The sequence below is a fragment of the Dactylosporangium sp. CA-152071 genome (assembly GCF_050936335.1).
Classification (GTDB): Bacteria; Actinomycetota; Actinomycetes; order Mycobacteriales; family Micromonosporaceae; genus Dactylosporangium; species Dactylosporangium maewongense.
Genome location: NZ_JBNJMZ010000002.1, coordinates 3,399,755 through 3,423,495 on the forward strand (window position 1 = coordinate 3,399,755; position 23,741 = coordinate 3,423,495).

Annotated in this window: 16 protein-coding genes and 3 pseudogenes; 5 read left to right on the forward strand and 14 right to left on the reverse strand. The window is 68.1% G+C overall.

Annotation, left to right across the window (positions count from 1 at the left end):
• Positions 1-32 precede the first annotated feature (32 nt).
• From ACQEVZ_RS55320 to ACQEVZ_RS55340, 5 genes and pseudogenes are all read right to left on the reverse strand, one after another.
• Positions 33-554 (reverse strand): annotated as a pseudogene (locus ACQEVZ_RS55320) (FAD-dependent oxidoreductase); the annotation flags it as partial.
• A gap of 27 nt (positions 555-581) precedes the next feature.
• Entirely contained in the window at positions 582-1,673 is a 1,092-nt protein-coding gene (locus tag ACQEVZ_RS55325) for an IS630 family transposase (RefSeq protein ID WP_433376193.1), read from the reverse strand.
• Complete coding sequence (locus ACQEVZ_RS55330; RefSeq protein WP_433383980.1) at positions 1,673-2,161, reverse strand: FAD-dependent oxidoreductase; 489 nt, start codon at positions 2,159-2,161, stop codon at positions 1,673-1,675. Before ACQEVZ_RS55330 ends, ACQEVZ_RS55325 begins: the two co-directional genes overlap by 1 nt.
• Positions 2,158-3,606, reverse strand: coding sequence for a carph-isopro domain-containing protein (locus ACQEVZ_RS55335; protein ID WP_354895541.1), 1,449 nt, complete (start codon positions 3,604-3,606; stop codon positions 2,158-2,160). Before ACQEVZ_RS55335 ends, ACQEVZ_RS55330 begins: the two co-directional genes overlap by 4 nt.
• A gap of 486 nt (positions 3,607-4,092) precedes the next feature.
• Positions 4,093-5,343 (reverse strand): IS4 family transposase, encoded by a 1,251-nt coding sequence (locus ACQEVZ_RS55340; protein ID WP_433376599.1) that lies wholly within the window; start codon positions 5,341-5,343, stop codon positions 4,093-4,095.
• Between the two features lie 290 nt (positions 5,344-5,633).
• On the opposite strand from ACQEVZ_RS55340, the pseudogene ACQEVZ_RS55345 reads away from it, so the two are divergent.
• A pseudogene (locus ACQEVZ_RS55345) lies at positions 5,634-5,879 on the forward strand (transposase); the annotation flags it as partial.
• 548 nt (positions 5,880-6,427) lie between these two features.
• Positions 6,428-7,108 (forward strand): transposase, encoded by a 681-nt coding sequence (locus tag ACQEVZ_RS55350; protein WP_433377256.1) that lies wholly within the window; start codon positions 6,428-6,430, stop codon positions 7,106-7,108.
• A gap of 207 nt (positions 7,109-7,315) precedes the next feature.
• Here the strand turns inward: ACQEVZ_RS55350 and ACQEVZ_RS55355 are convergent, their stop codons facing one another.
• Positions 7,316-8,209 carry an IS5 family transposase gene (locus ACQEVZ_RS55355; protein WP_433383982.1) on the reverse strand — a complete coding sequence of 298 codons (894 nt, stop codon included), beginning with the start codon at positions 8,207-8,209 and terminating at the stop codon, positions 7,316-7,318.
• 263 nt (positions 8,210-8,472) lie between these two features.
• Between ACQEVZ_RS55355 and ACQEVZ_RS55360 the strand changes: the two genes are divergently transcribed.
• Positions 8,473-9,912: an IS701 family transposase gene (locus ACQEVZ_RS55360; protein WP_433383984.1), complete on the forward strand. Its 1,440-nt coding sequence runs from the start codon at positions 8,473-8,475 to the stop codon at positions 9,910-9,912.
• 43 nt (positions 9,913-9,955) lie between these two features.
• Here the strand turns inward: ACQEVZ_RS55360 and ACQEVZ_RS55365 are convergent, their stop codons facing one another.
• Complete coding sequence (locus ACQEVZ_RS55365; RefSeq protein ID WP_433383986.1) at positions 9,956-10,687, reverse strand: hypothetical protein; 732 nt, start codon at positions 10,685-10,687, stop codon at positions 9,956-9,958.
• Positions 10,688-10,736: 49 nt separating this feature from the next.
• On the opposite strand from ACQEVZ_RS55365, the gene ACQEVZ_RS55370 reads away from it, so the two are divergent.
• A complete protein-coding gene (locus tag ACQEVZ_RS55370) occupies positions 10,737-10,862 on the forward strand; it encodes a hypothetical protein (protein WP_433383988.1) in 126 nt (41 codons plus the stop codon).
• 328 nt (positions 10,863-11,190) lie between these two features.
• Complete coding sequence (locus ACQEVZ_RS55375) at positions 11,191-13,362, forward strand: recombinase family protein (RefSeq protein ID WP_433374136.1); 2,172 nt, start codon at positions 11,191-11,193, stop codon at positions 13,360-13,362.
• A 42-nt stretch (positions 13,363-13,404) separates the two neighbouring features.
• On the opposite strand, the pseudogene ACQEVZ_RS55380 reads toward ACQEVZ_RS55375, so the two are convergent.
• The 7 genes and pseudogenes from ACQEVZ_RS55380 to ACQEVZ_RS55410 all read right to left on the reverse strand — a co-directional run.
• Positions 13,405-13,842: pseudogene (locus tag ACQEVZ_RS55380) on the reverse strand (transposase); the annotation flags it as partial.
• The gene (locus tag ACQEVZ_RS55385; RefSeq protein ID WP_433383990.1) at positions 13,821-14,312 is read right to left on the reverse strand and encodes a winged helix-turn-helix domain-containing protein; all 492 of its coding nucleotides are present in this window, start codon (positions 14,310-14,312) and stop codon (positions 13,821-13,823) included. The gene ACQEVZ_RS55385 and the pseudogene ACQEVZ_RS55380, both read right to left, overlap by 22 nt.
• 64 nt (positions 14,313-14,376) lie before the next feature.
• A complete protein-coding gene (locus tag ACQEVZ_RS55390) occupies positions 14,377-16,065 on the reverse strand; it encodes an N-6 DNA methylase (protein WP_433383992.1) in 1,689 nt (562 codons plus the stop codon).
• Between the two features lie 614 nt (positions 16,066-16,679).
• On the reverse strand, positions 16,680-18,371 hold the full coding sequence (locus ACQEVZ_RS55395; RefSeq protein WP_433383994.1) for a hypothetical protein: 1,692 nt from the start codon (positions 18,369-18,371) through the stop codon (positions 16,680-16,682).
• Positions 18,372-18,680: 309 nt separating this feature from the next.
• On the reverse strand, positions 18,681-21,116 hold the full coding sequence (locus ACQEVZ_RS55400) for a BTAD domain-containing putative transcriptional regulator (protein WP_433383996.1): 2,436 nt from the start codon (positions 21,114-21,116) through the stop codon (positions 18,681-18,683).
• A gap of 332 nt (positions 21,117-21,448) precedes the next feature.
• Positions 21,449-21,859, reverse strand: coding sequence for a hypothetical protein (locus ACQEVZ_RS55405; protein ID WP_433383998.1), 411 nt, complete (start codon positions 21,857-21,859; stop codon positions 21,449-21,451).
• Positions 21,860-22,174: 315 nt separating this feature from the next.
• Positions 22,175-22,315 carry a hypothetical protein gene (locus ACQEVZ_RS55410; protein ID WP_433384000.1) on the reverse strand — a complete coding sequence of 47 codons (141 nt, stop codon included), beginning with the start codon at positions 22,313-22,315 and terminating at the stop codon, positions 22,175-22,177.
• Between the last annotated feature and the right edge of the window lie 1,426 nt (positions 22,316-23,741).

Below are 23,741 nucleotides of genomic sequence, written 5' to 3' on the forward strand. Positions count from 1 at the left end.
AGCGGCCTTGAACGAGCCGGCTCCAATGAGTGTCAGGCGGCCAACGCGAGCTTTGTTGCGGTCATTGCACATCCCCAGGAGAGGGTTACCCCGGCGCCGCCATGGCCGTAGTTGTGGACTATTCGAGTTCCGTTCAGCTGTTCGCTGTCGACTCGGACTCGGCTACGCGTTGGTCGAAGTCCGACACGGTGCGCGATGATTTCCGCACCCCCCAAGCTTGGTTCAACCTCTGCGCATCGACGGACGATCGCCGCGGCGGTCTCAGGATCGGAGTTGGGGTTCCAGCTACCCGGCTGGGCGGTTCCACCCAGCACGACCGTGTTTTGGTGTGGGTAGTAGTGAAGGAGGTCTTCGCCCGCTCCCGTGTCTTCCGAGAAGAACTCTGTGATGCCTGGGTTCTTGACGACAACGATCTGCCCGCGGACGGGGAAGACGCCGGGGTCGGGAACCAGGTCGCGTGCGCCGAGGCCGGCACAGTTGACGATGACGTCCGCTTTGCCAACCATCTCCACTAACGCTGCTACACGTTGCCGATGGATCTGGACACCGTTGGCATCTAGTGTCGCGTGATTCTGGTGTCGTTACTTCGCGTTGTTCTCGACGAGTTGTTTGACGCTGGCCTGGACCCAGCGGACCTTGGCGAGGATCTCGTCGGCGGTGGCGGTCCAGGTGAATGGCTTGGCTTCGGCGTTCCAGTGCGCGACGTAGTCGCGGATGCGGACGATGAGGGCGTTGACCGAGGTGAACGTGCCGCGGCGGATGGACTGGCGGGTGATGAGTCCGAACCAGATCTCGATCATGTTCAGCCAGCTGCTGCCGGTCGGGGTGTAGTGGAACGTGACGTTCGGGTGTGCGGCCAGCCAGGCCCGGACCTCGGGGGTGCCGTGGGTGGACAGGTTGTCCAGCACCACGTGGATCTCTTTGCCGGCATGGGGTTTCACGGCTTTGCGCAGGAAGGCCAGGAACCGGGCGCCGTCGCGGACGGGCTGGCAGTCGGCGGTGACCTGCCCGGTGGCGACGTCCAGGGCGGCGAACAGGTTGGTGATGCCGTGCCGTCGGTAGTCGTGGGTGCGTTGCTCGGTCACCCCGAAGTCCAGCGGCAGCAACGGCTGGGTCCGGTCCAGAGCTTGGACTTGGGTCTTTTCGTCGATCGACAGGACGACCGCGCCGCCGGGCGGGTCGAGGTAGAGCCCGACGATGTCGGCGACCTTCTCGGCGAAGCGGGGGTCCCTCGACAGCTTGAAGGTGCCCTGCCGGTGCGGCTGCAGCTTGTTGTCCCGCCACAGTTTCGCGACGTAGTGCCAGGACACCGACACGCCCTCGGCCCGTTTGAGGTATGCGGCCAGTTGCCGGGACGACCAGTGCGACAACCCGGTCTCCACCGGCGGTGTGGCACGGGTCAGCGCCAGGACCCGGGCCCTCACCGCGGCCGGGACCTGCTCCCGCGGCGCGGCGTGGGAGCCGTCTTCCAGACCGGCCAGACCGTTGTCCGCGTACCGCTGTACCCAACGGTCCACAGTGGGCAGTGACACCCCGGCCAACCCGGCGACGTCCTTACGGCGCCGGCCCTCCGCCATCCACAACACGATCCGCGCCCGGGTCGCCACCACCGCCGGCACGTCCCGGCTGTTGATCACCGCCCGCAACTCCGCGGTCTGGCCCTCGGTCAGCATCACACCAGGATCAACGACCGACCCGACATAACGCAACCAGCATCACGTGACACTAGTCGTCGCCGGAGATATGTGAGGTACATCGACATGTCGACGAGCGGCGCTGTGTATCGCCATCCTGTTGAAAATCCCGGTGGCAGTTCACTGCGGTCGCACATTCGGAACCCGTCGAGCTGATTGCCCCACGACGGTGGGTCGACCTCATGGCGTGCTGCTTCAACGCCGGGGACCAGCCGTACGCCTGCACCGGTTTGCGTTGCAAGTTCTTGCAACGCTTCGAGCGTGACGGAACTCCAGGCCGTCACCATGTCGAGTGGCTCGACGTGATACGGGCCCCACATCGCTCCAGCCGCCATCGATGTTGTTGCCTCGGTGGGCTCAGAGGTCCAGATAGCGACGCGGGTGCCGGCCTCGGCGAGGCACATTGCTGTGGTCAGCCCGGACACGCCAGCGCCGATCACGATCGCGTCTGGCTTCGCCTCGTTCACGAGAGTGACGTTAGACGTTGGACTGCTTGGTTGCTCAGCGCCGTCTCCAACTTGGGCAATAGGTCCGCGACGGTGTGGTTGCGCTTCCTTCGGCGAAGTTCGGTTGCTAGAACGCCGAGGAGCGCTGTACTGCGTGGCGAGCGCACCCGGTCGAGGCGAGGAAGCGCTAGCTCTGTTACCTCGCAGGCGTCGTCCAGCTTGCCGTGAGCAGTGTAGGCAAGGGCCAGCCATGCACCTTCGTACAGCGCGCGGCGCTGGTATGGGAGGTCAGGTTTACGAGCGTAGGCGCCTTTTCGCAGGAGCGCTGCACCGTGACGAAGCTGTGCGCGTCCGCTTGCGCCGTCTCCAGCAGCGACTGATTGCCGCCCGGCGAGCACCATGGCGTATCCGGCTTGGCAATCGAGGTGGTTGGCCGTGAGGTAGTACATCCAAGGAGGATCGCGCTCGACTTGGCGTTGGGCGAGGTGGTCATGTGAACGCTTCCAGCTTCGTTCGCAGTCATCTAGACGTCCGGCAGCGGCGTATGCATACGAGAGTCTTGACTGCACCGATGCCCGGACGCTCTCGGCGGACCGCTCCGAGATCCGTCGAGCAGCTTCTCCGAGCGCTACGCCATCGGAGGTGTCGCCAAGTGAAGCTGCCTGGAACGAGAGATCTGCGAGGATGTGCGCCTCCATTGCGCGATATCCTGCTTCATGTGCGGCGCGGAGCCCGGTGAACAAGTACCGCTGAGCTAGCCCAGGCCGAGCCGCATCGATCGCCTTCCAGCCTGCAAGCTGCGCCAGGTCGGCAACTGCATAGAGCAGCCGTCGGCGCACGCCGTCTGAGTGGGCACCGTCGCGGAGCACTAACAGGACCGCTCGCATCTGGGCATCGACGTAGTTGAGGCCGGTCCCGCCACCCTGTTCGTCGTCGAGAACCTGCAAACGAGGCACGATCTCCTCGATCTGATCGACAAGTGGATCGTCAACCGATGCGGCGGCAGGAAGGGTAGTAGGCGCCTCGCCGCCCTGGGTGTCGAGGTAAATCCCTACCGCTCGTGTGAGGGCAGCCCCCGACACGGATAGGAACATCCTGCGGTCCATTAGCCCACCCAACAGCCAGTCTTCCGCGATCAGCATCGTGCTCGTGAGCGACCACGGTCCGGTCATGCCCGCGCTGGCGTCGAGTATCAGTGTGCCATCACCGACCTCGCTTCGCCCGGGCCAAAGGTCACTAGCAGTGACGATTTTGCCAAGCCGGCGGGAGACGACGTACGCGGTCAGAGCGGGCAGGGGGGTGCGAGGAACGCCGCCGGCATCGCGCCAGTAGTACGGCGCGGTCTCAGCCAGGGTGCCCACACCCAGAAGCCGGTTAAGTTCGCGCGCCAGCGCTCGTGGCGTCAAACCAGCTTCGCTCAGACGCGCAGCGAGGGCGGGATTGGTGCGATCTGACGGCGCTGGCAAGGCTGCTCCTTGGGCTGTCGCAGGGCAACGCAAGGTTAGCTGATTGTGTTCGCCGCCATGTGCATCTGATTGACGTTTTTGACGGTCTGATGACGTTCCGGCATCGCGAACGGCGAGGTGTGCTGAACAAGCCATCGGCACTACCAATCTGCACAACAGCGTGGGAAGTGGTGACGTGAGGTTCGTACGATGCGCCGCCAGTCTCATGTGCGTGACTGCCATTGCAACTGCGAACGATGCGGACGTCAGACGTTGAGCGCGTTTGACGGTTCTAGGGGCAATGCCGTTCAGATAAGGCCGTCGGGGCAGGCCAGTAGTGGTGTTGGTGGTCCGGGGTGGCGGGTGGTCCGGTCGGTTGGTCGTTTGACGCGGTAGGAGTTGTGCCGGGCGCGTTTGATGACGCGGGGGCAGGTCCGTTCGCGGCGTGGTGGGTTGGGTTGGGCCCGGATTTCGTCGAGCGCGTCGCCGAGGGCTGCGGAAAGGTGTTCAGGGGGTGATAGCCGCCTGGTCGGTGACCTGGCGGCGCACGACTCGGAGGCCTTTGACGAATGACATCCGGTCGGGGTCGTAGCCGGCGGGGTCGGCGGCCTCCAGCAGCAGCGCGCGGATGGCGTAGTGGGCCAGCAGGAGGCCCCAGAGTTGTTGTTCGACCAGGTCCGGGGTCTTCGACCGGAGGATTCCGCCGGGCCCTCGCAGGTCGGTTTTGATCTCGTCGAGGGCGGATTCCTCCTCCCAGCGCTGGTGATACGCCTCGGCCAGTTCGACGGCGGGGATGTCGTGGGGGTCGGTGACGGTGGTGATCACGACAATCAGGTCGCCGTCGGGATTGCGGTCCGGGACCGTGTACTCGACCACCCGGACGTGTCGTGCCAGTGCGGGTGGGATGTCCCGGCCGGCGGTGGCGTCTTCGGCGAGCCGGGCCCGGCGGGCCGCGGTCAGGCCGGGGGCGTAGATCAGCGCCTGGTAGGAGCCGTCCGGCAGCCAGCGCAGGTGCCCGACCGACACCGATGCCCCGATCCGCCAGACCAGGTCCGCGCCGGTCGCGGCGAACGCGGTGAACAGTTCGTAGGAGTACAGGCCGGCATCGGCCATCACCAGCATCCCGGGACCGACCGTCCGGGTCAGACCGGCGGCCAGGGTCCGTTCCCCGGTCCGGCAGCCGCCCAGCACCGCACCGACCACCGCGTGACTGCCGCACTCCGCGAGGGCGGCGACGTGCAGTTTCGGATACGCCGACGCTTTCGGCCCCGACCCCATCCGACCGAACCGTTCCACATTGTCCGGAGTGTCGGCGACATCGAAACTGGTCGCGTCGATCGCCATCAACCTGCGCCGGCCCAGCCAGGCGCCTTTCGTCCCCGGCCCCGCCAGAGGCACCGCCGCCCGCTCGAACAGCGCCTGCACCGGTTCCGGCCCGAGCCGCTGCCGCGCCTGGGTGATCGCCGATTTCACCGGGACCTGCCATCCGTCGTTCCAGGAACCGAGCCTGCGCAGATTCCCGACCAGCCGGCGCATCACCTCGTCATACGACTCGGCCGAGAACAACCCCATCGCGATGACATACCGGATCATCACGTGCGCCGGCAGCCGCCGGGACCGCTGCTCCCGCCGACCGGTCCGGTTGAGGACCTCTTCGAGGAGGTCACGACCGAACCGGGCCGACAGCACACCCAACTCGATATGGTCGGTCAGCCGACCCCGCGGTCCCGCCTCTGCCACCGATGACGTCACGGCCAGCCACCGTACCGGCCACCACCATCGACGTCAGCTCACCACGCTGACCTCAACACACGGCCTATCTGAACGGCATTGGTTCTAGGTGACTGGTGTTAAACGATGGTCTGGCCCTGCGGGTCAGACCATCGTTTTGTATCTATTTCAGGTAGTATGTCGTGATGGCGTTGGGAAGGGCTTCGCAGCAGTTGGATCTGCTGGATGCGGTGTCCCGGTTCTGCGGGGAGACGTTGCCGACGAACTCGATCTTCGCTTTTCTGCACGAACATCGTGACGCGCTGTTTCCGGACGGGATGTTCGCCGATCTGTTCGCGCCGGTCGGTCGCCGGTCGGTGCCACCGTCGGTGGTCGCGGCGGTGATGGTCCTGCAACGGCTGGAAGGCTTGTCGGATCGGGAGGCGGTGGACCGGTTCACGTTCGACGCCCGCTGGCGGTATGCCGCCGGGGTCGGTGGCTGGGACGGTGCAGGCCGGGTCGGGTTCGCGCACACCGTCCTGGTCGACATGCGGGAACGGCTGCGCCGTTCGAGCCGCCCGGACCGGATCTTCGAGGTGGCCCTCGCCGCGGCCCGCAACGCCGGGCTGATCGGGCGGCGCAGAGTCCTTGATTCCACGCCGTTGTATGACGCGGTCGCCACGATGGACACGATCACACTGATCCGTTCCGCGATCCGCGGTCTGCTCAGCGTCGCCGGCCCCGAGTTGGTCCAGCCGTTACGGGCCGTCCTGGCCAGGCTGGGCAGCGGTGACGACTACACCAGTTCCGGCAAACCGCTGATCGACTGGGACGACAAACCCGCCCGGGAAGTCCTGATCGACTCCCGCGCCCGGGACGGCCACGCGCTCCTGGCCGCGCTGGACGGCCGCGACGACCTTCCCGAGCCGGTCACCCAGGCGATGCGGCTGCTCGCCACGGTGCTGGGCCAGGACCTGGAAACCGGGCCGGACGGCACACTGCGGATCGCGCGGAAGGTCGCCGCGGACCGGGTCATCTCCACCGTCGATCCCGAGGCCCGGCACGGACACAAGACCAACCACCGCGGCTTCGACGGCTACAAGGCCACGTCGCTGTCGACCCCGACAGCGAAATCGTCACCGCAACCGCGGTCACCGCCGGCAACACCGGCGACGTCGACCCCGTCGCCGACCTCATCACCGACCTCACCGACCCCGCCGACGGACCTGATGACGGCACCGCCGCGGTCTATGGCGATGCCGCCTACGGCGCCGGAGAGATCCTCGACCGGCTCGACCGCGCCGGGATCGACGCCAAGACCAAGGTCCAGCCACCCGTCGCACCCGCCGGGAAGTTCACCAAGGACCGCTTCGACATCGACCTCGACGAACAGCGGGTCACCTGCCCCAACGGGACCGTCAGAACGATCCGGAAGGTCAAGGACCACCCCCGGCACGCCGGCAAGGCCGACTTCGGCGCTGCCTGCGCCACCTGCCCACTCCGCGGGCAGTGCACCGACTCCAAGACCGGCCGCAGCATCACCATCGGCCACCACGAGACCCGCCTCACCGCCGCCCGCACCCGCCAACAAGACCCCGCCTGGAAGGCCGACTACCGCGCCACCAGACCCAAAGTCGAACGCAAAATCGCGCACCTCATGCGCCGCCGCCACGGCGGACGACGCGCCCGCATGCGCGGACGCATCCGCATCGCCGCCGACTTCAACCTCCTCGCCGCCGCAGTCAACCTCGCCAGACTCGCCACCCTCGGCCTCACCCACACCACCCGAGGCAGGACCCTCACCACCGCCTGACCACAACACAGCAGACCCACCACCCACGCCACAGCAGTCCAAGGCGCCACAAACCCCACAACCCCAACCCAGCAACAAACTTCCACACCCACACCTGCCACCGGCCCCTCAACACCCCACACCCCCAACCAAACAAACGATGGTCTGGCCCGCAGGGCCAGACCATCGTTTAACACCAGTCACCTAGGGCGCGTTTCATAAACCCGGTCAGAGCCATTCGGTGATGATGGTGATGGTGAGGACTGCCTGGTAGCGGACGGCGAGTTTGTCGTACCGGGTGGCGACGCCGTGGTGTCGTTTGAGGCGGTTGATGCCGCATTCGACGGCGTGGCGTTGCCGGTAGACGATCGGGTCGAACGCTGGCGGTCTACCGCCTTTTGATCCTTTGGCTTTGCGGTGGGCGTCCTGGTCGCTCTTGCTGGGGATGCAGGCTTTGATCCCGCGGGAACGCAGGTGCTGCCGGTTGCCTTTGGAGGTGTAGGCCTTGTCCGCCAGGACCAGGTCCGGGCGGGTCCGGGGACGTCCGCCTCCGGGTCGGGCGACTCGGATGTTGCCCAGGACGGGGATGAACTGCGGGCTGTCGCCGCGTTGACCGGCGGTGACGGTAAAGGCCAGGACTTTCTGGCCTTGCTCGCAGGCCAGATGGGTCTTGGTGGTCAGGCCGCCGCGGGAGCGGCCGAGTGCGTGGTCGGCGGGTTCGTCGTGGACGCCGCCGGGTGGTTCCTTCTGCAGGTGCCCGTCGTGGCGGGCGCCGGCGGCATGCTGATGGGCGCGGCTGGTCGTGGAGTCGATGCTGACGTCCCAGACGATGCGGCCGTCCGCGTCCGCGACACTCTGCGCCGCGGCCAGGACCGCGGCCCAGGTGCCGTCCCGCTGCCAGCGGCGGAACAGTCCGTAGACGGTCTGCCAGGGTGCGTACTCGGCTGGTACGTCCCGCCACGGCGACCCGACCCGGATCCGCCACCGGATCGCGTCGATGAGCTGTCGTCTTGTCCACTTCGGCGGACGACCCCGCACCGGCGCGGCAGGTAGCAGCGGCTCAAGCGCCGCCCACTGCGCGTCGGTCAGGTCGTGCCGCCTCGTCACCGATAAGGTGGCCACGAGGTCTCCGGTATGCAGTTCTGCTTGGTCGCTGAACCATCTACCGGAGACCTCTTCAATTATCGATCACCGCCACGCCGTGACTTCACCCCGCGCAGGCACCCACTTATGAAACGCGCCCTAGGGGCCCTGTTCGCCGTTCCTGCGTTAGCTGTGGGCGGCGAACAGTCCAGACCAGCTAGCGGTAGTTTGTTGCCTGCGGCTTCTGGGCAGTAATAGCCGTGAAGTGTTCGGACTTTTGTAGGTTTGCTGAGGTGTGAGCGATGACTGTGCGTCGTCGGTGTCCACCGGCGCCGGGTTCGTTGGAGGGCTACGCTGCCCGCTTCGATGATCTGTTCGGCAGGCTGGCCCAGCGTCGGGGGTTTCGTGAGTACCTGACCGGGCTGCTCGCGCCGCGTGACCGGAACAAGACGTTGACCTGTCTGGCCGGGGCTGAGCCGGTCATCGGGGCTCAGCATCCGGCGGTACAACGGCTGCAGTTCTTCCTGTCGGAGTCCACCTGGGACCATGAGCAGGTCAACGCCCGGCGGGTGGAGTTGCTGCTGGCTGATCCCGCCACCGCGCCGCATGCCGGTGGGGTGCTGGTCGTCGACGATTCCGGTGACCGCAAGGACGGTACCGCCACCGCGCATGTGGGCAACCAGTGGCTGGGCCGCTATGGCAAGACCGACCGCGGGATCGTCACCGTGACCACCCTGTGGGCCGACGAGCGGCTGTACTACCCGCTGCATGCGGTGCCCTACACCCCCGCGCACCACTTCCCGAAAGGCAAGCACGACCCAGACTTCCGCACCAAGCTGCAGATCGCTGCCGACCTGGCCGTGCAAGCCCGTCAGTCGGGCGTGGTCTTCCGCGCGGTGGCCGCCGACTGTGCCTACGGCGACCAGGACGGCTTCCGGGCCGACCTCCGCGCGGCGGGACTGCCATTCGTCATGGCCCTCAAACCGCACCGGGGGACATGGGCCTACGCAGACCAGGCGTACACCCCCGTCGACGCTGCCCGCGACCTGGCCTGGAACAGTCCCGAAGAGCCGGGCGACTGGACGCCGGCGCCCCGGACGTTCCGCGACGGGCATACCCAGACGTGGTGGGCCGCCGAGGCGCGGCTGGGCTGGTGGGGGCCGGACGGGACGACCCGGCTGGTCGTGGCCACCGCCGACCCGGCCACCCTGCCGGAGAAGGCCACCTGGTATCTGGCCACCGATCTGCCTCGACTCGGCGGCCCCCGGGCTGTCGACAGCCCTCATCCACCCGCGGACCTGGCGGAGATCGTGTGGATCTATGGGATCCGGCACTGGATCGAGCAGGGCTACAAGCAGGTCAAGGACGAACTCGGGTGGGCCGATTTCCAAGCCCGTTCCGACACCGCCATCCGTCGCCATCAGACCCTGGTCAACTGCGCGTTTTGCTTCTGCTGGGATGCCTGGTTAGCAGATCGAGCACCGTCACAGCCAGCAGCACCACCCCCTGATCCCGGTGCTCGAGAGAGGGGGACCCGCACCCGGCAGGCCGTCGGCAGCCCTGTGCTGGCCCCGAACCATCCGGGAGGTCCGCGGCTGGCTCGTTCCCTGGATCATGTTGCGGCGCTGTTGGCGGGCGTGGTCGAACAGGCCCCCACCCGCCGAGCTCCAGGCACTCCTCGACGCCGTCGCAAGTGGACAACCCCTGTACCTGTACCACCTGAGCTAACAAACTACCGCTAGGGATGCCAAGGGCACCAGATCCCAATTTTGCGGAAGCGCCCAGTTACGCATAGCCGAGGTCCTTGAGGTATGAGGCGAGTTTGGCGGTTGCTTCGTCGCGCTGGGCTTCGAGTTGGGAAAGCGAGACGGCGTATTTATTCCACCAGTTTTCCAGGGCGGCGATGAGTTTGCGCCGATGCGCGACCACATACGCGTCGAGCTGACTGGCCAGGTCCTGTCGCCACAGCCCGAGTACCAACTCGTGCTCCTGCTCCTGGCTGAGCGTTACCCGGGCCATATCCAGCGTCGCGATGAGCTGCTGTTTCATCGCCTTCTGCTGCTTCTTGGCCTTCGCCAGTTCACCCTTGATCCGCTTCAGCTCCTCTGGGCTGAGAGTCTCCTCAGGCTCCTCCTCGGCGGCTTCGTCCTCGTCGTCGCCGCCAGCGGTCGCTGCCTTGATCTGGGTGTCCAGTTCGGTGATCTTCGCGTCCAGCAAACCGAGTTGCTCCACATAGCTGGGCACGAGCGCGGGCACCAGCTTGTGGTCCAACGGGTTGGTCTTGGCGGTCTCGTCCTCGATTGCGGTTTCGATCGTGGTGACCCAACCGTCGATGACGCCGCCGAAGCCGTGCGTGGCGTGCGTGCGTAGATCGAACTGGTTCGCTTCCCACCAGCGCACGATGACTCCCGCGACCTGGTAGCAGTCGAGTAGTCCGGCCGGCAGCAGCGCCACGCCGAACGACTCCAGCAGCTCAGTACGCGTCGCCATCAGCCGCCCGGTGCCGGGCAGGTCCACTACAGATCTTGAATGGCTAGGTTGAGTCGGGGTCGAGGGTCAGTCCGGCGTGGGCGAGGAAGCCGTTGATCAGGTCGGGCCGGTACTGGATGCTTTTGAGCCGGTTCTTGATGATGGTATGGAGCTGCCCGACGCCATGGATGGCGAGGTTGCCGATGCTGCGTTTGAGGTGTGACCACACGCCCTCAGTCGGCTTGTCACAGTGCGAGGATCGTTGGACAAGTGGGTGTGAGCACGCCGATCATCGGTAGTGAGGGCCTGCTTCGGCTGGCCAGGTTGGTCGAGCGGCTGCGGGCGCGCGACCTGGACGAAGGCGGCGTGTCATGGACGGCGCACGCATGGATACCCTCCCCAGATCCGCACGTTGACGGGGATCCCGGCGGCGGGGCTGTGGGGGTGGTTGCCGCAGAGGAACCGGCGGGATGCGCTGCGGACCCTGAGCATGCTGCTGGAGCGAGCGGCGGCTGCGCCTGGCCCGGTGGTCAGCGGGAACGGCGGTGATCATGATGCCGCTGCGTGAATGTGGCCAGGAGAAGATCGAGGGTCGGCACCACGATCGGCTGGCGGTGGTGTATGTCCGGCAGTCTTCCCGGCAGCAGGTGCTCGACCACGGCGAGTCGACGCGGTTGCAGTACGGCCTGGTCGAGCGGGCGACGGCGTTGGGGTGGCCGGCCTCGCGGGTGCTGGTGATCGACGAGGATCTGGGGCGGTCGGCGGCCAACGCGGCGGCGCGGCCGGGGTTCGCCCGGCTGGTCGCGGAGATCACCATGGGGCATGTCGGCCTGGTGCTGGGTCTGGACATGTCCCGGCTGGCCCGGGCTGGGCAGGACTGGTATCAGTTGATCGAGTTGTGTTGCCTGGCTGGGGCGCTGCTGGCCGACGGTGATGGCGTCTACGATCCGAATTGGTACAACGATCGGCTCTTGCTCGGGTTGAAGGGCACGATGACGCAGGTCGAGCTGCATCTGATCAAGCAGCGGATGGCGTCGGGTCGGCTGGCCAAGGCCAGCCGGGGCGCGTTGGCGGTCCCGCTGCCGGCCGGGTATGTCCGTCGGGCCGGTGGTGAGGTCGCTTTCGACCCCGATGAGCAGGTGCAGGCCGTGATCCGCCTGGTGTTCGCGCTGTTTGAGCGGTTGGGCACGGTGCATGCGGTGCTGCGGTTCCTGGTCGAGCACCAGGTGCAGATCGGGATGCGGCAGCGCAGTGGCCCGGACCAGGGCGGGCTGGTCTGGCGGCCGCCGCACCAGCAGGGGTTGAGCAACATGCTGCGCAACCCGGCCTATGCCGGGATCTACGCCTACGGGCGCAGCCGCACCGATCCGGGACGGCGGTACCGCAGCGGCGAGGCGGTCCGGGTGCGCCGGCTCGACGCCGAGCAGTGGCTGGTGCGCATCGAGGACGCGCTGCCGGCCTACATCAGCGTCGAGCAGTACGAGCGGAACCTGGCCCGGCTGGCCGCCAACCGGGCCACCGCCGACGCGGTCGGGGCGCCCCGCGACGGGCCTGGTCTGCTGGCCGGGCTGGTGATCTGCGGTATCTGCGGGCGGCGGATGCAGACCATCTACGAAGCCAACCAGCACGGCGGCATCCACCGCTACGCCTGCACCCACCGCCGCCACACCTACGGCGAGCCGCTGTGCCAGCAGATGGCCGGTGCCTTCCTCGACGACTACGTCGTTGCCCAGGCGTTGTCGGCGTTGGCCCCGGCCGCGTTGGAGCTGTCGGTGACCGCGGCGACGCAGATCGAGGCGCACCGCACCGAGGTCGACCGGATCTGGCGGCAGCGCCTGGAACGCGCGGCGACCGCCTGCGACCGGGCGCGGCGCTGCTACCAACTGGCCGAGCCGGAAAACCGCCTCGTCGTGCGGCAACTGGAACGCGACTGGGAAGACACCCTGGCCGCGCACGCACGACTGGCCGACGAATACGAGCGGCACCAGCAGGCCCGCCCCGCCCGGTTGACGGCCACCGAACTCACCCAGATCCGCGCCCTGGCCACCGACATCCCGGCACTGTGGGACGCGTCAACCACCACCCACACCGACCGCAAAACGCTGCTGCGCACCATCATCGACGGCGTCCGGGTCACCGCTGAGGGGGCCAGCGAGCGGGTCCACGTCACCGTGGTCTGGGCCGGCGGCGCGCACACCGACGCCGACCTGACCCGGCCGGTCGCCCACATCGATCAGCTGTCCTACTACCCGCGGCTGGTCGACCGGATCCGAGACCTGGCCGGTCAGGGGCTGACCAGCGCCGCGATCTCGGCGGCTCTGGCCGCGGATGGGCTGCGCCCGCCCCACGGCGGCGAACGCTTCAACCCAGGCGAGATCCAGCACCTGATCCGCCGTCTCGGCATCCGCCCCGGCCTCGACACCGACCGGCGCACCGACCACGGCGAACTCGCCGGCGACCAGTGGTGGCTGTCCACCCTCGCCGCCGAGATCGGTATGCCGATGGCCACCCTGTTCACCTGGCTACGACGGGGCTGGATCAACGGCCGGCAGGACACCCGCCCGCCCTACCGGTGGGTCATCACCGCCGACCAGGCCGAGGTGCAACGGCTCCGGACACTGCACCAACTCCCCGCCGGCTATCACAACCGCCGCCACTGGCTCGACCGAGCCAACCCAGTCAACCCAACCCACACGCCAGACGAACGAGGAGGCCAGCCCTGATGCATAGCGAGACCTACAACACTCGCACTGAGACAACCCCATCTCGGTGGGGTTGAGGTCTGGTGCGTAGGCGGGCAGCCGGATGACGTGGAGCCAGTCCCTGGCTGCGATGAGTTGCCGCATCGCGGCGCTGACATGCGTGTTGAGGTTGTCCCAGCACAGCACGATCGGGCCGCCGAGTTGCTGGTGCGCGGCGTCGAGCAGGCGGATGTAGTCGGTCTCGGCGAAGCTGCGCCGCTCGCCGCGCCGGCCGCGGTGCAGCATGGTGCGGTAGATGAACCGGGACCGGTGGCCGGGTTTGACACAGACGAGGCCGGCGATCGAGACCCGCCCGGATCCCTTGCCCGATACGGGAACCACCGGTGTGTGGCCGCGGCGTCCCCAGGTGCGCACCTTCGGTGGGCGCAGCGTCTGACCCGCTTCGTCTTCGAAGACGAGCCATGCGTCGCGCTGCGCCGCTACCGTTTTCCCGCCGGCCATACCTCCCGCCGCCACGTCACGACCGCGTCCTCGTCCCGCTCGACCGGCCGGTGCTTCGGCACTTGAACGCTGAAACCCATGCGGTGCAACAGGTACGCGGTGCCGCGCAGGGTGTATCGGGTGCGGAACATCCGGGCGATCAGATCCGACACCCGCGCGAGGGTCCATCGCTGATCAGCGTCGAATCCGTGCACCGCTGGGCCCTCATCCAGAGCGTCGGCGAGCCGCCGTCGTTGCGAACCGTTCAGCCGGCACCGGTTGCCACCAGGCCCTTTCGAAGCGAGGGCCTGTACTCCACCTCGCCGCCACCGCTGGCGCCAGCCGAACACGGCCGTCTGCGACACCCGCAACCGCGCCGCCACCTCCGCTACCGGCACCTCCTCGGCGAACCACTCCGCCGCCTGCAGCCGCACCTGCTCCCGCTTCGCCCGCTGCTGCGCGGACAGACCGCCACCATCCGGGTATCTCATCCATCAGGCCTACAAAACCCATCGAACGATGTCACGGCGACACGCCGACCAGCCATCGATCAACCTAGACTTTCAAGATCTGTAGCAGCTTCTGGTGATCCGCCCACCAGGCGTCGAGCGCCTCATGCATGATGCGCTCGCGTGCGCGTACCCCCGGATCTTCAGTGATCAGCGCGGCCAGCGACGCGCGCTTGACGCCCGGCGCGAAGTCGAGGTAAGCGTTGTCCCGGTCGGTGAAGGCCCGCGCCGGGTCCAGGCCGTAGGCCCCGAAGAGGTCCGCCTTGGCCGCGACTTCCGCCCTCGGTACGCCACCGAGCAGGTGGGCCCGCACATCGTGCGGCTCCGGCGGCGGGGCATTGTCGGCGTACCGGCGGATGTTGAGGTTGTCGTCGTTCTCCGTCAGCTCAGCACGGGTGACGACCCGGGCATAGCCGGACACGTCGGCGAACTCCTCGAATGTGGCGACGATCTTCTCGATGTGCTCGGGCAGCACGTAGTTCTGCGCCCGCCCGGTCTGGAACTCGGCGTCGGCGTTGATGAACAGGACCCGTCCGGCCCGGCCAGCGGGCTTCGAATTGGGCGCTCGTAATACGAGCACGCAGGCGGGGATGCCGGTGCCATAGAACAGGTTCGGCGGCAGGCCGATCACGGCCTCGATGATGTCGTCGTCCAGCATCGCGGTTCGAATCACCCGCTCCGCGCCACCCCGGAACAGCACGCCGTGCGGCATGACCGTCGCAGCGATCCCGCCCGTCTTCAACACCGACACCATGTGTTGGGCGAACATCAGGTCGGCCTTCTTGCCGCCCTCCGGAGCCCAGCCCCAGCGAAACCGCTCCGGATGCTCCATCCCCTCCCTGCTGTAGTTCAGCGAGAATGGAGGGTTGGACAGCACCCGGTCGAACGTCTTCAGGTATCCGCCCTCGGGGTGCAGGGGTTCGGCGAGGGTGTCCCCGTTGCGGATGTCGGCGTCGGGGATGCCGTGCAGCAGTAGGTTCATCTTCGAGATCGCCCAGACACCGCCGTTGTATTCCTGCCCGCACAGGTCCAGGTCGCGCGGGTCGCCGCCGTGTTCCTCGACGAACTCCTTGGCGTGGATCAACATACCGCCCGAGCCGGAACACGGGTCATAGACGCTCATCCGTTGCTGGGGCTTGACCAGCCGCACCATCATGCGTACAACAGATCGGGGCGTGTAGAACTCGCCGCCCTTCTTGCCCGCCGAGTCCGCAAACTCCCCGATCAGGTACTCGTACGCCGCTCCCAGTAGGTCCGGGAACTCGAAGTCCTCGTTGCGCAACTCGTAGCGGTTGAAGTGCGTGATCAAGTCCCGCAGCTTCTTGTCGGGGATCGTGGATTGCCCGACCGTGCGGTTGAAATCGATGTGCTGGAGCACCCCGGCGAGTGCGGGGTTGTGCTCCTCCAGCGAGGCGAGCGCCTTGTTGAGTCCGCTTCCGACGTTGGCGTGCAGCTTGCGTAACGTCTCCCAGCGCGCGGGCTCCGGGACGAAGAACGTCGTCGTGTAGCTGTCTGGGGAGTCTGCGCGCAGCGTGGCCTGCTCCACTGACCGGCCGGCTTTCTCCTCCCGGTCCAGCACCTGCTTGCGGGCCGCCTCGAAGACATCGGAGGAACGCTTCAGGAACAGCATTCCGAAGATATATTCCTTGAATTCCGAGGCGTCCATTTTGCCGCGGAGAATGTCCGCAGCCGCGAACAAATGCCGCTCCAGCTGCGGCAACGTCAACTTGCGCATAGCCCGCCTTCGACTTACGTGGTTGCACAGCGCAAACCCCGAGCGTAACCTTAGGAGGGCGGTCGAACCCGATCAACTTTGCTCGCACGGCAGCGTGAACAGGGACGCTCGTCCTGAGGGATGTTGATCACCCGGGCGCTACCAATCTGACGGCTACCCCGCGTTACGGGCCGCTACCGCGCCGGACCGGGGTCACCGGTAGCGGGTCACCGGCGACCAGTAGAAGCCGGTTCGCGTTTCGCTGACCCGGTCGCCGATTCGATCCTAAGGAGGTCCGCGGTGGACGTGCGCCTCCAGACCGGTTTCGCCTGCCCAACGGCTCCTCGGTCGGCATCGCCGTAACGCCCTCGACTGCGCCTGCGGCTTCTCCCTCAACGACCCCGGCGCACGGCGCCCGCAATGGCCCCGACGAACTTACGTAACTGACGCAACTGGGCGTCCGGTGTCGCCTGATGTCCCCCGGTAGCGGCATGTTCCGCTGGTTGCAGATCACACGCGGATCACACGAGTGTCTACTGTGGATAGCAAACAGGCCACGACATCGGGACGTTGCCCCAGGTCGTGGCCTGTTTCATGCTGTACGCCGCGTAGGACTTGAACCTACAACCCGCAGATTAAGAGTCTGCTTGCGGTCTCGCCTGCCTCAGCCATGGGTATTCGAGGCTGTCAGCAAGGCGGAGTGCGTCTCCGTCTGTGAGGCCGAGGCTGCTACCGATCATTTCGACATCCGTTGGTCTCGTTGCGTCGATCAGTTCCCAGTGGTCGACGATGACGACCTCCCGGTTGAGGTGGTAGCGGCCGCCGGTGTTGATGATCGGTTCTGGCGCCGCTGGGCCAGCGACCTGTGTGGGTGTCCCGGTCCTCAGTACCTCCCGCATGGCGTTGCGGAGGTTGCTGACGACTGTCGACAGCCGTTGGCTGGCTTTCTCGGCTGGCACGCCTTGCCACACGGCGTCGAGGATCTCGGTGATGGCCGCGCCGGACCGGTGCACGACGAGAAACGCCAACAGTTCGAGGCTTTTGGCGCGAAGTCCCCGAACGGGCCGTCCGTCGTTGCCGACGATCATCGGGCCGTCGATCATCTTGACCTGGACGGTCCCGCGGGTCGGATGGCCGGTGTCGCTGGTTTGCCGATCGGCCTTGGCGCCAGGGCGCTCGTCTGCGGCGGCGAGTCCTTCGACGGGCCCTGCTGGGCCCGCACCGTCAACGGTGACGAACGGTGTTGCCTTAAGGGCTCGGGATGCAGCTATTCCGGACGGTGCTGCAGGCTTCGGCAGCGGTGCCGACAGACGTCGGGGTTCTGCGACCCGTGACGGTTGAGCGTTCGCCGGTGGTCGGGTTGACCTGCGCCGTGCTTGGTGGGTCGCGGTACGCGCGCTGTCCTCCCCATGGTCATCTGCGTGAGTCGGGCGGAGCGCAGGGGTTGCCGAACGACGGTTGCGACCGAGTGGTTCGTGGACGCTCTCTGCAATGTGATCGTCGCGGCCCTGCAGGATCCGTTCCGCGGTGAGCTCGGTGGCCAGCAGCGCGGTGAAGCCGTCATAGTCTGGGTCCGCGCTGAGCCGCCGGGCGATTTCGTCGACGTCGAAGGTGGATGTGGCGATGGCGGCCAGGTCATCGCCGACAGCGTTGCGGATGCGGGCCCGCAGTACGTCGGCGAGTGCCGTGTTGCGCCGCTCGCGTCGTCTGACGATCAGCGCGGCCTCGAGCGATCCGTACAGGCCGAGTTCCGGATGGGCCTTGGCGAGACTGCGTGCTCTGGCAGTGATGATCGGGTGGCGGATCGAGTGGCCCCACAGCTCGTATCTCGGTGCGGGTGGCGGCAGCTGGCCGCGGGCGCGGAGCCGGTCGCGGCGCTGGTTCTCCACATCGATCCACCAGCTGACGAACCCGAGGCCGCTCATCAGGGCGAAGAACCCGCCGAGGAGCGCGCTGTCGTGGGTGGCGGCGTTGAACGTGGCGGCCGCGCCGGCGATGACACCGCCGACGAGCCGGGACAGGTGTGCGTGTTCGCCGAGTCGTCGGCGGGTGTCGGCGTCGTTGAGGAACACGACTCCACCGAGTTCCAGCGCGACGACTCCACCGACCGCGATCCACCACGGCAGATGGAAGGTGGCGACGGCGCCGGTCGCGGCTCCGTACAGGGCCACGACGAGGACCACGGCGTAGAAGAGCCGCCGCATCCGCGCGGCTCGGCGGACCGCGGCGGCGAGCTCGTCGTCGAGGTTCTCCGCGGTGGTGGTGTTGGCCCGGGCGTCGAGCCGCTGCAGCTGCGCCAGCAGTTCCGGCTCCAACACGACGATCATCGGAGGTGCCCGACGCTGCTCGACCCGACCGTATCCGGCTGGTCGGCTGCGACCGCCGTGGCGGTGGCTGGGAGGCTTCGCCGTGGCGGCGTGCGCGGCGTGTCGGTGGCGGTGCCCGATGCCGACCGTTGAGGCAGGCGGTGCCGGGCAGGCGTGGTGGCTGCCACGTCGGGGCGTGTCCGTCGGTGCACCTCGGGATGCGGAAGGTGGATCCGGGCGGTCTGCCGGGAGAGTGCCGGGGGAGCGGTACGGCGCCGCGTGCCGGGCGTGGGCGTTGGACGGTTCGTGCCGTGGGTGCACGTTGTTGCGTCAGGCATGGCGTTGCCTGCCCGTCGAGGTGGTGGAACGGCCTTGGAGCTGTGTGTAGAGGGCGACGGACGCTGCTTCTGGATGTTCCCCGATGTCGGCGAGCGCGGACCGGAGTCGTTCCCACCGAGCGGTGACCCGTTCGGTGTCGCCGGCGTGGGCGAGGGCGGTGATGGCATCGCGGGCCAGTGCATCGTCGGCCGGTTGGAGGTCCGCGGCCTGGTCGAGCAGATCGGCTGCCTCGCCGGGATCGCTGGTCCTGACGAGTTCGGCGAGCTGCCGGCGGGCGGTGATGCCCTGCTGCCGGCAGGCGTGATGGTCCGCCTCGATCCACCCGTACGGCAGGTCACCGGCGAGGTCGCCGGTGTGCGCCGCCACCGCCGTCCGCAGCGCCGCCTGGAGCGCCGTCTGCTGTCCGGTCGGGTGGTGCCGTGCGGCGGACAGGGCGTCGTCGAGCCGCCAGGCGTCGATGTCGAGGAGGTTCGGGTTGAGGTGGTACCGGCCGCCGGTGTTGATGACCGGTTGCACGCTGTGATCGCCGGCGGCGGTGCGGATGCTGTGCCGCAGGTTCCAGACCACGGTGGACAGGCGTTCCTCGGCGCGGGAGACGGTGGCGTCGGGCCAGATCGCTTCCATGATGTCCGATAGCGCCGCGCCGGTGCGGTGGACTGTCAGATACGTCAGCAGCTCACGGGCATGGCTGCGCAGGCCGTTGACGGTCCGGTCGTCGGCGTGCAGGACCGCGATGGTGCCGAAGACCCGGATCCGCACCTTGGTCGGATGCGGGCCCGGTCTGGTCGCCGGTGGTGGAGGCTGGTCGTGGGTGATGTCGCGGTGACCGCTGCCGGGGTCGGCGTCGGGTGCGACGATGCCGGACGGCATGTCGAGCACGATGCCGTCGATGCCGAGGTGTTCGCCTTGGCCGAGCAGCGCGGTGATCCTCGCCCGCAGGTGCTCGTCGGATGGCTGCACGATGAACGTGACGGCCGGTAGCCCGGCCGCGGCACCATCGGCGGCGACGCCGACAGACCCGTCGAGGTCAGCGATGTCGGCGACGTCGTGTTCGACGAGGAGCCGCGTGCGGTGCAGCACCTCGGTCTCCAGCAGCCGGATCGCCTCGGCCAGGGTGCCGGTGACCGTCAAACCCGCCCGGGGCGGCACGTCCGGCGCGAGCGCGGCGAGCGTGTCAGCGCAGATGACGATCGCCGTATTGCTGTGCCGGTCCTCCAGCAGCGCGCCGATTCGGGCCCGTACGGCAACGACGCGGTCCGTGGTGTCGCCTGGCGTCGGCGATGGTGCCGCCACGATGCGGTGCGTGTCGTTGGCGACCGGGGCGGGTGGCAGGTCCGTTGCGGCGTCGGCGACCGCGGCGGACCGGCCGGCGGCGGGAGCGTCGCGATCGCGGGTCGGGCGGTGTCCGCAGGGGCCGGCGTTCCGGGCGGACGTCCTGGCCGGACGTGATGCTCCGGCCGGCGTGCTGGTGCGTCGTGGCTGTGACCGCTGACGCCGGAACGCTGCTGCTCCCACCGCTGCGGCCCCGCCCGCCAGCAGCAGCCACGGCAGGGCGTCGGCTCCATCCGAGTCCGAGTCCGGGTCTGATGCGGTCGCCGCAGCCGGACCTGACACGGTGGATGCGGCCGGCGTGGCAACCGGTGACGCGCTCGCCGCCATCGCGGGGCTGATCTGCTCGCCTGAGGACGCCGCCGACGTTCCCGGTGAGGGAGCGGATTCGGTCGGGACCGGCACAGCAGGATCGACGCCGGGCAGCCGCAGGGTCCACCCCGGGTAGATCAGATTCGGATTGGTGAACGTCCCGCCGACCCTGTCGAAGTGCACGCCTCGGTTGAGTGTGAAGATCTCCGGCCACCGGTTCGCGTCACCGATCTGCCGGGCGGCGATCCGAGTCAGCGTGTCCCCGCGGCGCACCGTGTAGGACCGCGGTTGCAGCGCCGGTCCACCAGCGGCATCGGACCCGACCAGCACGAGGCCGTCGCCATCCACGATGACGGCGGCTGCCGGCGGCGACGCCGCCGGATACGTCGCCTGCACCGACACGTGCCCCGCCGTGTCGCCGGCGAGCGGCCCAGCCCCGGTAGCCAGCGCAGCGGACGGTTGCAGCAGCATCGCCGCGCCGCCGGCAACGGCGCTCACCGCATGATGCAGCGGCACCGGCAGCCGCGCCCGGACAGCACCGACGCCCCGCAGCACCGCGACAACATCCAGGATCGTTGCGGTGAGCAGCCAACCCCACAACAGCCAACCCGCGCCCACTGCGGCCAGCACCACCGTGGCCGTGGACAGCGGCTGCTGCATGATCTCGGCCCGGTCGAGATTGCTCCACAGCGCGGACTGCACGGTCAAGAGCAGGCCAGGTAGGCAGACCAGACCGGTGAACAAGGCTAATGCTGCGGCGAGCCACCGCAGCACACGAACGGTCATAGCGAACCCCAGACTGACGGCAACGCCGGCCATCGAAGAATGACGAGCCATCGCGAGTGATCTCCCGTCCATCGGTACGAATCGACAAACATGAACACCGTAAGTCGGATCCGGCCGTCAGAGGGCCGAAGTCGCAGTAACAGCAAGTCACACGGATCACAGCGGTAACACCGCAGGTCACAGTGCACCCCAGGCGTCGATCACATTGGCGGCGTCCGTGCCTGCCGGTCCGCGCGAGGGGTCGGATCGACCCGGGGGGTCGCGTCGCATGGCGGACGGCCGCCCTTGCCGAGCGCCGACCGGACACCGTCAAACCGATCGTCGGCCGGCCCCTACAGGGTTGGCAGGGTCGAGCGGACCGAGATCCGCGGTGTCAGCCGGCGGCGAAGCGGCAGGCGACGTCCGTGCCGTGATGACGACCGGTGCACTCGATGTTGCCGAGCCGCCGATCGGGGACGGCGGCCCTTGCGGCGCATCGTCGTTTCGAGCTCGTCGATCTGCGGGCCGTGCAGGTGCTCATAGTGGCGCTGGTTGTCGGCCTGGTCGGCGGTGACTGGGCCGTCGGGGAACGCCGCGAGCCACATGCGCACGTACAAGCCTGCCCCCGGGCCGTGCATCGGGGCCTGCGCGCTGACCTCCGACAACGTCAGGCAGATCTCGGTCGCGGGCCGCAGGTCCGCGCCGGCGGCGACCCGCCCGAGCAGTTCCCGGACGTGGCCGCAGTAGACGAACTCGGTGCCCATGCCGGGCCCGGCATGGCGGGGGTGTCAGCACGCTGAACGCGTGGCGCAGCAGGTCGGCCTGGGCGGGGTAGCGCCAGCCGGCCGCAGCGATCTCGTCGTCCGCCCAGCCCATCGCGGCGAACAACGAACCGGTTTCTGCCTCGATGAGGGCGGCCGGATCAGGCTGGCGGCCCGTGGAGGTCGCGGTGTGGGTCATAGGACCGTACTCCGTCCACTGCGCACGTGCATCGCCGACCGGCGCCCGTCAAGGGCGACCGAAGCCGGCGATGCCCTTGAGGGTCCTGGTTGCTTGCGGTTGCGGCGCCCGCAGGCCCGCTACTGGACGGCGCTGCCGCTGCCGGCGTCACCGGTCATGCCGGTGCCGCCCTCGATGCCGGTGTCGTCGCCGTCGTCCTCGAAGCAGCGGTCGACGCCGGTCGGCGGTCGTCGACGGCGTGCCGGTCGCGGCGATGGCACCAGGTAGGAAGCCTGGGTCAAGGTTGTGTCACGGGCGACAGGGTTGCCGCCAGGACGGCCGTCTTGGTCGCGGTGCGGAACATCGAGACCGCGTTGGCGGTGATGTCGGCGATGCCGTCTTCGCGCTCCTGCCGGGTGAACGGCAGGCGTGCGTGCGGCCCGACCCGAAACGCCGGCAGGGTGAAGTGCCGACGGGCCGCGACGGTCCCATCAGCGACCGGGTACTCGTCGAAGGACGCGAACTCGAGCCCGGGATGCTCGTCTCCCGGTTGCCGGTGCAGACGATGACAAGATCGTAGGTGCGTCCGTCGATGAGGGTCGTGCCAGGCAGCGGCACAGGCCGCGTCCGGCGCGCCATCACGTTGAGTCGTCGTACCCCGAAACGGTCGGGGCGCAGGGAGCGGCCGATCGCCTGGTACCGGCCACGGACATGGTCCCGCCGGCTGTCGCAGGTGGTGGGCAGTTCGTCGGGGTATCAGTCGATGCGTTCCACATGGTCCAGGGCCGCCGCGGCCAGGTACGGCTGCGGCGCGATACCCAGGAACGACTCGACAGCGCACTTGGCAGCGTCGCCACCGCCGATGACCGCCGCGCAGTGGCCACAGCGTTGCCATGCGCTAGGACTTCGCCGTCGATGCGCGCCACACCAAACCAAGCGTAGTAGCTGGTCCATGACACTGAGTAACGTTCTTGGGTGCCAAAAAGACGCCGGTCGTGCCTAGCGGGCACGTCGCTTGAATACCGCTGGGTGGGGGGCCGCGGAACGACGGAGCCGACGGTGACGGCCGGGCTGGCCACCGACGGCTCCGGCAGGCGGAGAGCCGGCGCGGCGGGCGTTTTCCTGCCGGTCAAACGGCGAACGCTCCGCGTGGTCACCTGGTAAGCGAGTGTCCAGCCGCTCGCCTACCAGGGACGTGTTGGGATCGTCGGGCCGGCGACGCTGCGCTGGGTGGAGCCGGTTCGGGGGCGCCGTATGGTGCCGGGCCGCTGTGCGGCTCGGCGGTGTAGGTCACGGCGACCGGCTCTCCGGGTATCGACAGCCCGCCGGCGACTGCTGTGTATGCGGTGATCTGGTCGTGGGCGGGTTCGCCGTGGGCGAGGCTGTCGGGCGGGCGTGGAGTTGGTAGCGCAGCCGGTCGCCGTCGACGGTGACGACGTGCGTCGTCGGGTGCATCGTGTGCCAGCCGAAACCGGTGCCGGTCGGCCTCGATCTGTTGTACCTTCGCGCCCACGGTGGGGGTGGCGAGGAGTAGTCGCATCGGGTGTCCAATCCTCGGGGTTGACGGCGGGCAGGCGGCTGCCGGCTGCCGGGATGATTCCGGTCGGAGGGCGGCTCGGCGGCCAGCAGCCACCAGGGGCCTAGCTGGACTGCTCGGGGCCTGCGCCCACGGAAGGTGTGGAGAGGTCAGCGGCCGTCGGATCGGGG

Coding starts and splice junctions, on each gene's coding strand:
- ACQEVZ_RS55405 (WP_433383998.1), bottom strand. CDS start 21,859: ATGGGCACCGAGTTCGTCTACTGCGGCCACGTCCGGGAACTGCTCGGG.
- ACQEVZ_RS55360 (WP_433383984.1), top strand. CDS start 8,473: ATGACTGTGCGTCGTCGGTGTCCACCGGCGCCGGGTTCGTTGGAGGGC.
- ACQEVZ_RS55395 (WP_433383994.1), bottom strand. CDS start 18,371: ATGATCGTCGTGTTGGAGCCGGAACTGCTGGCGCAGCTGCAGCGGCTC.
- ACQEVZ_RS55385 (WP_433383990.1), bottom strand. CDS start 14,312: ATGAGATACCCGGATGGTGGCGGTCTGTCCGCGCAGCAGCGGGCGAAG.
- ACQEVZ_RS55375 (WP_433374136.1), top strand. CDS start 11,191: ATGATGCCGCTGCGTGAATGTGGCCAGGAGAAGATCGAGGGTCGGCAC.
- ACQEVZ_RS55400 (WP_433383996.1), bottom strand. CDS start 21,116: ATGACCGTTCGTGTGCTGCGGTGGCTCGCCGCAGCATTAGCCTTGTTC.
- ACQEVZ_RS55390 (WP_433383992.1), bottom strand. CDS start 16,065: ATGCGCAAGTTGACGTTGCCGCAGCTGGAGCGGCATTTGTTCGCGGCT.
- ACQEVZ_RS55325 (WP_433376193.1), bottom strand. CDS start 1,673: ATGCTGACCGAGGGCCAGACCGCGGAGTTGCGGGCGGTGATCAACAGC.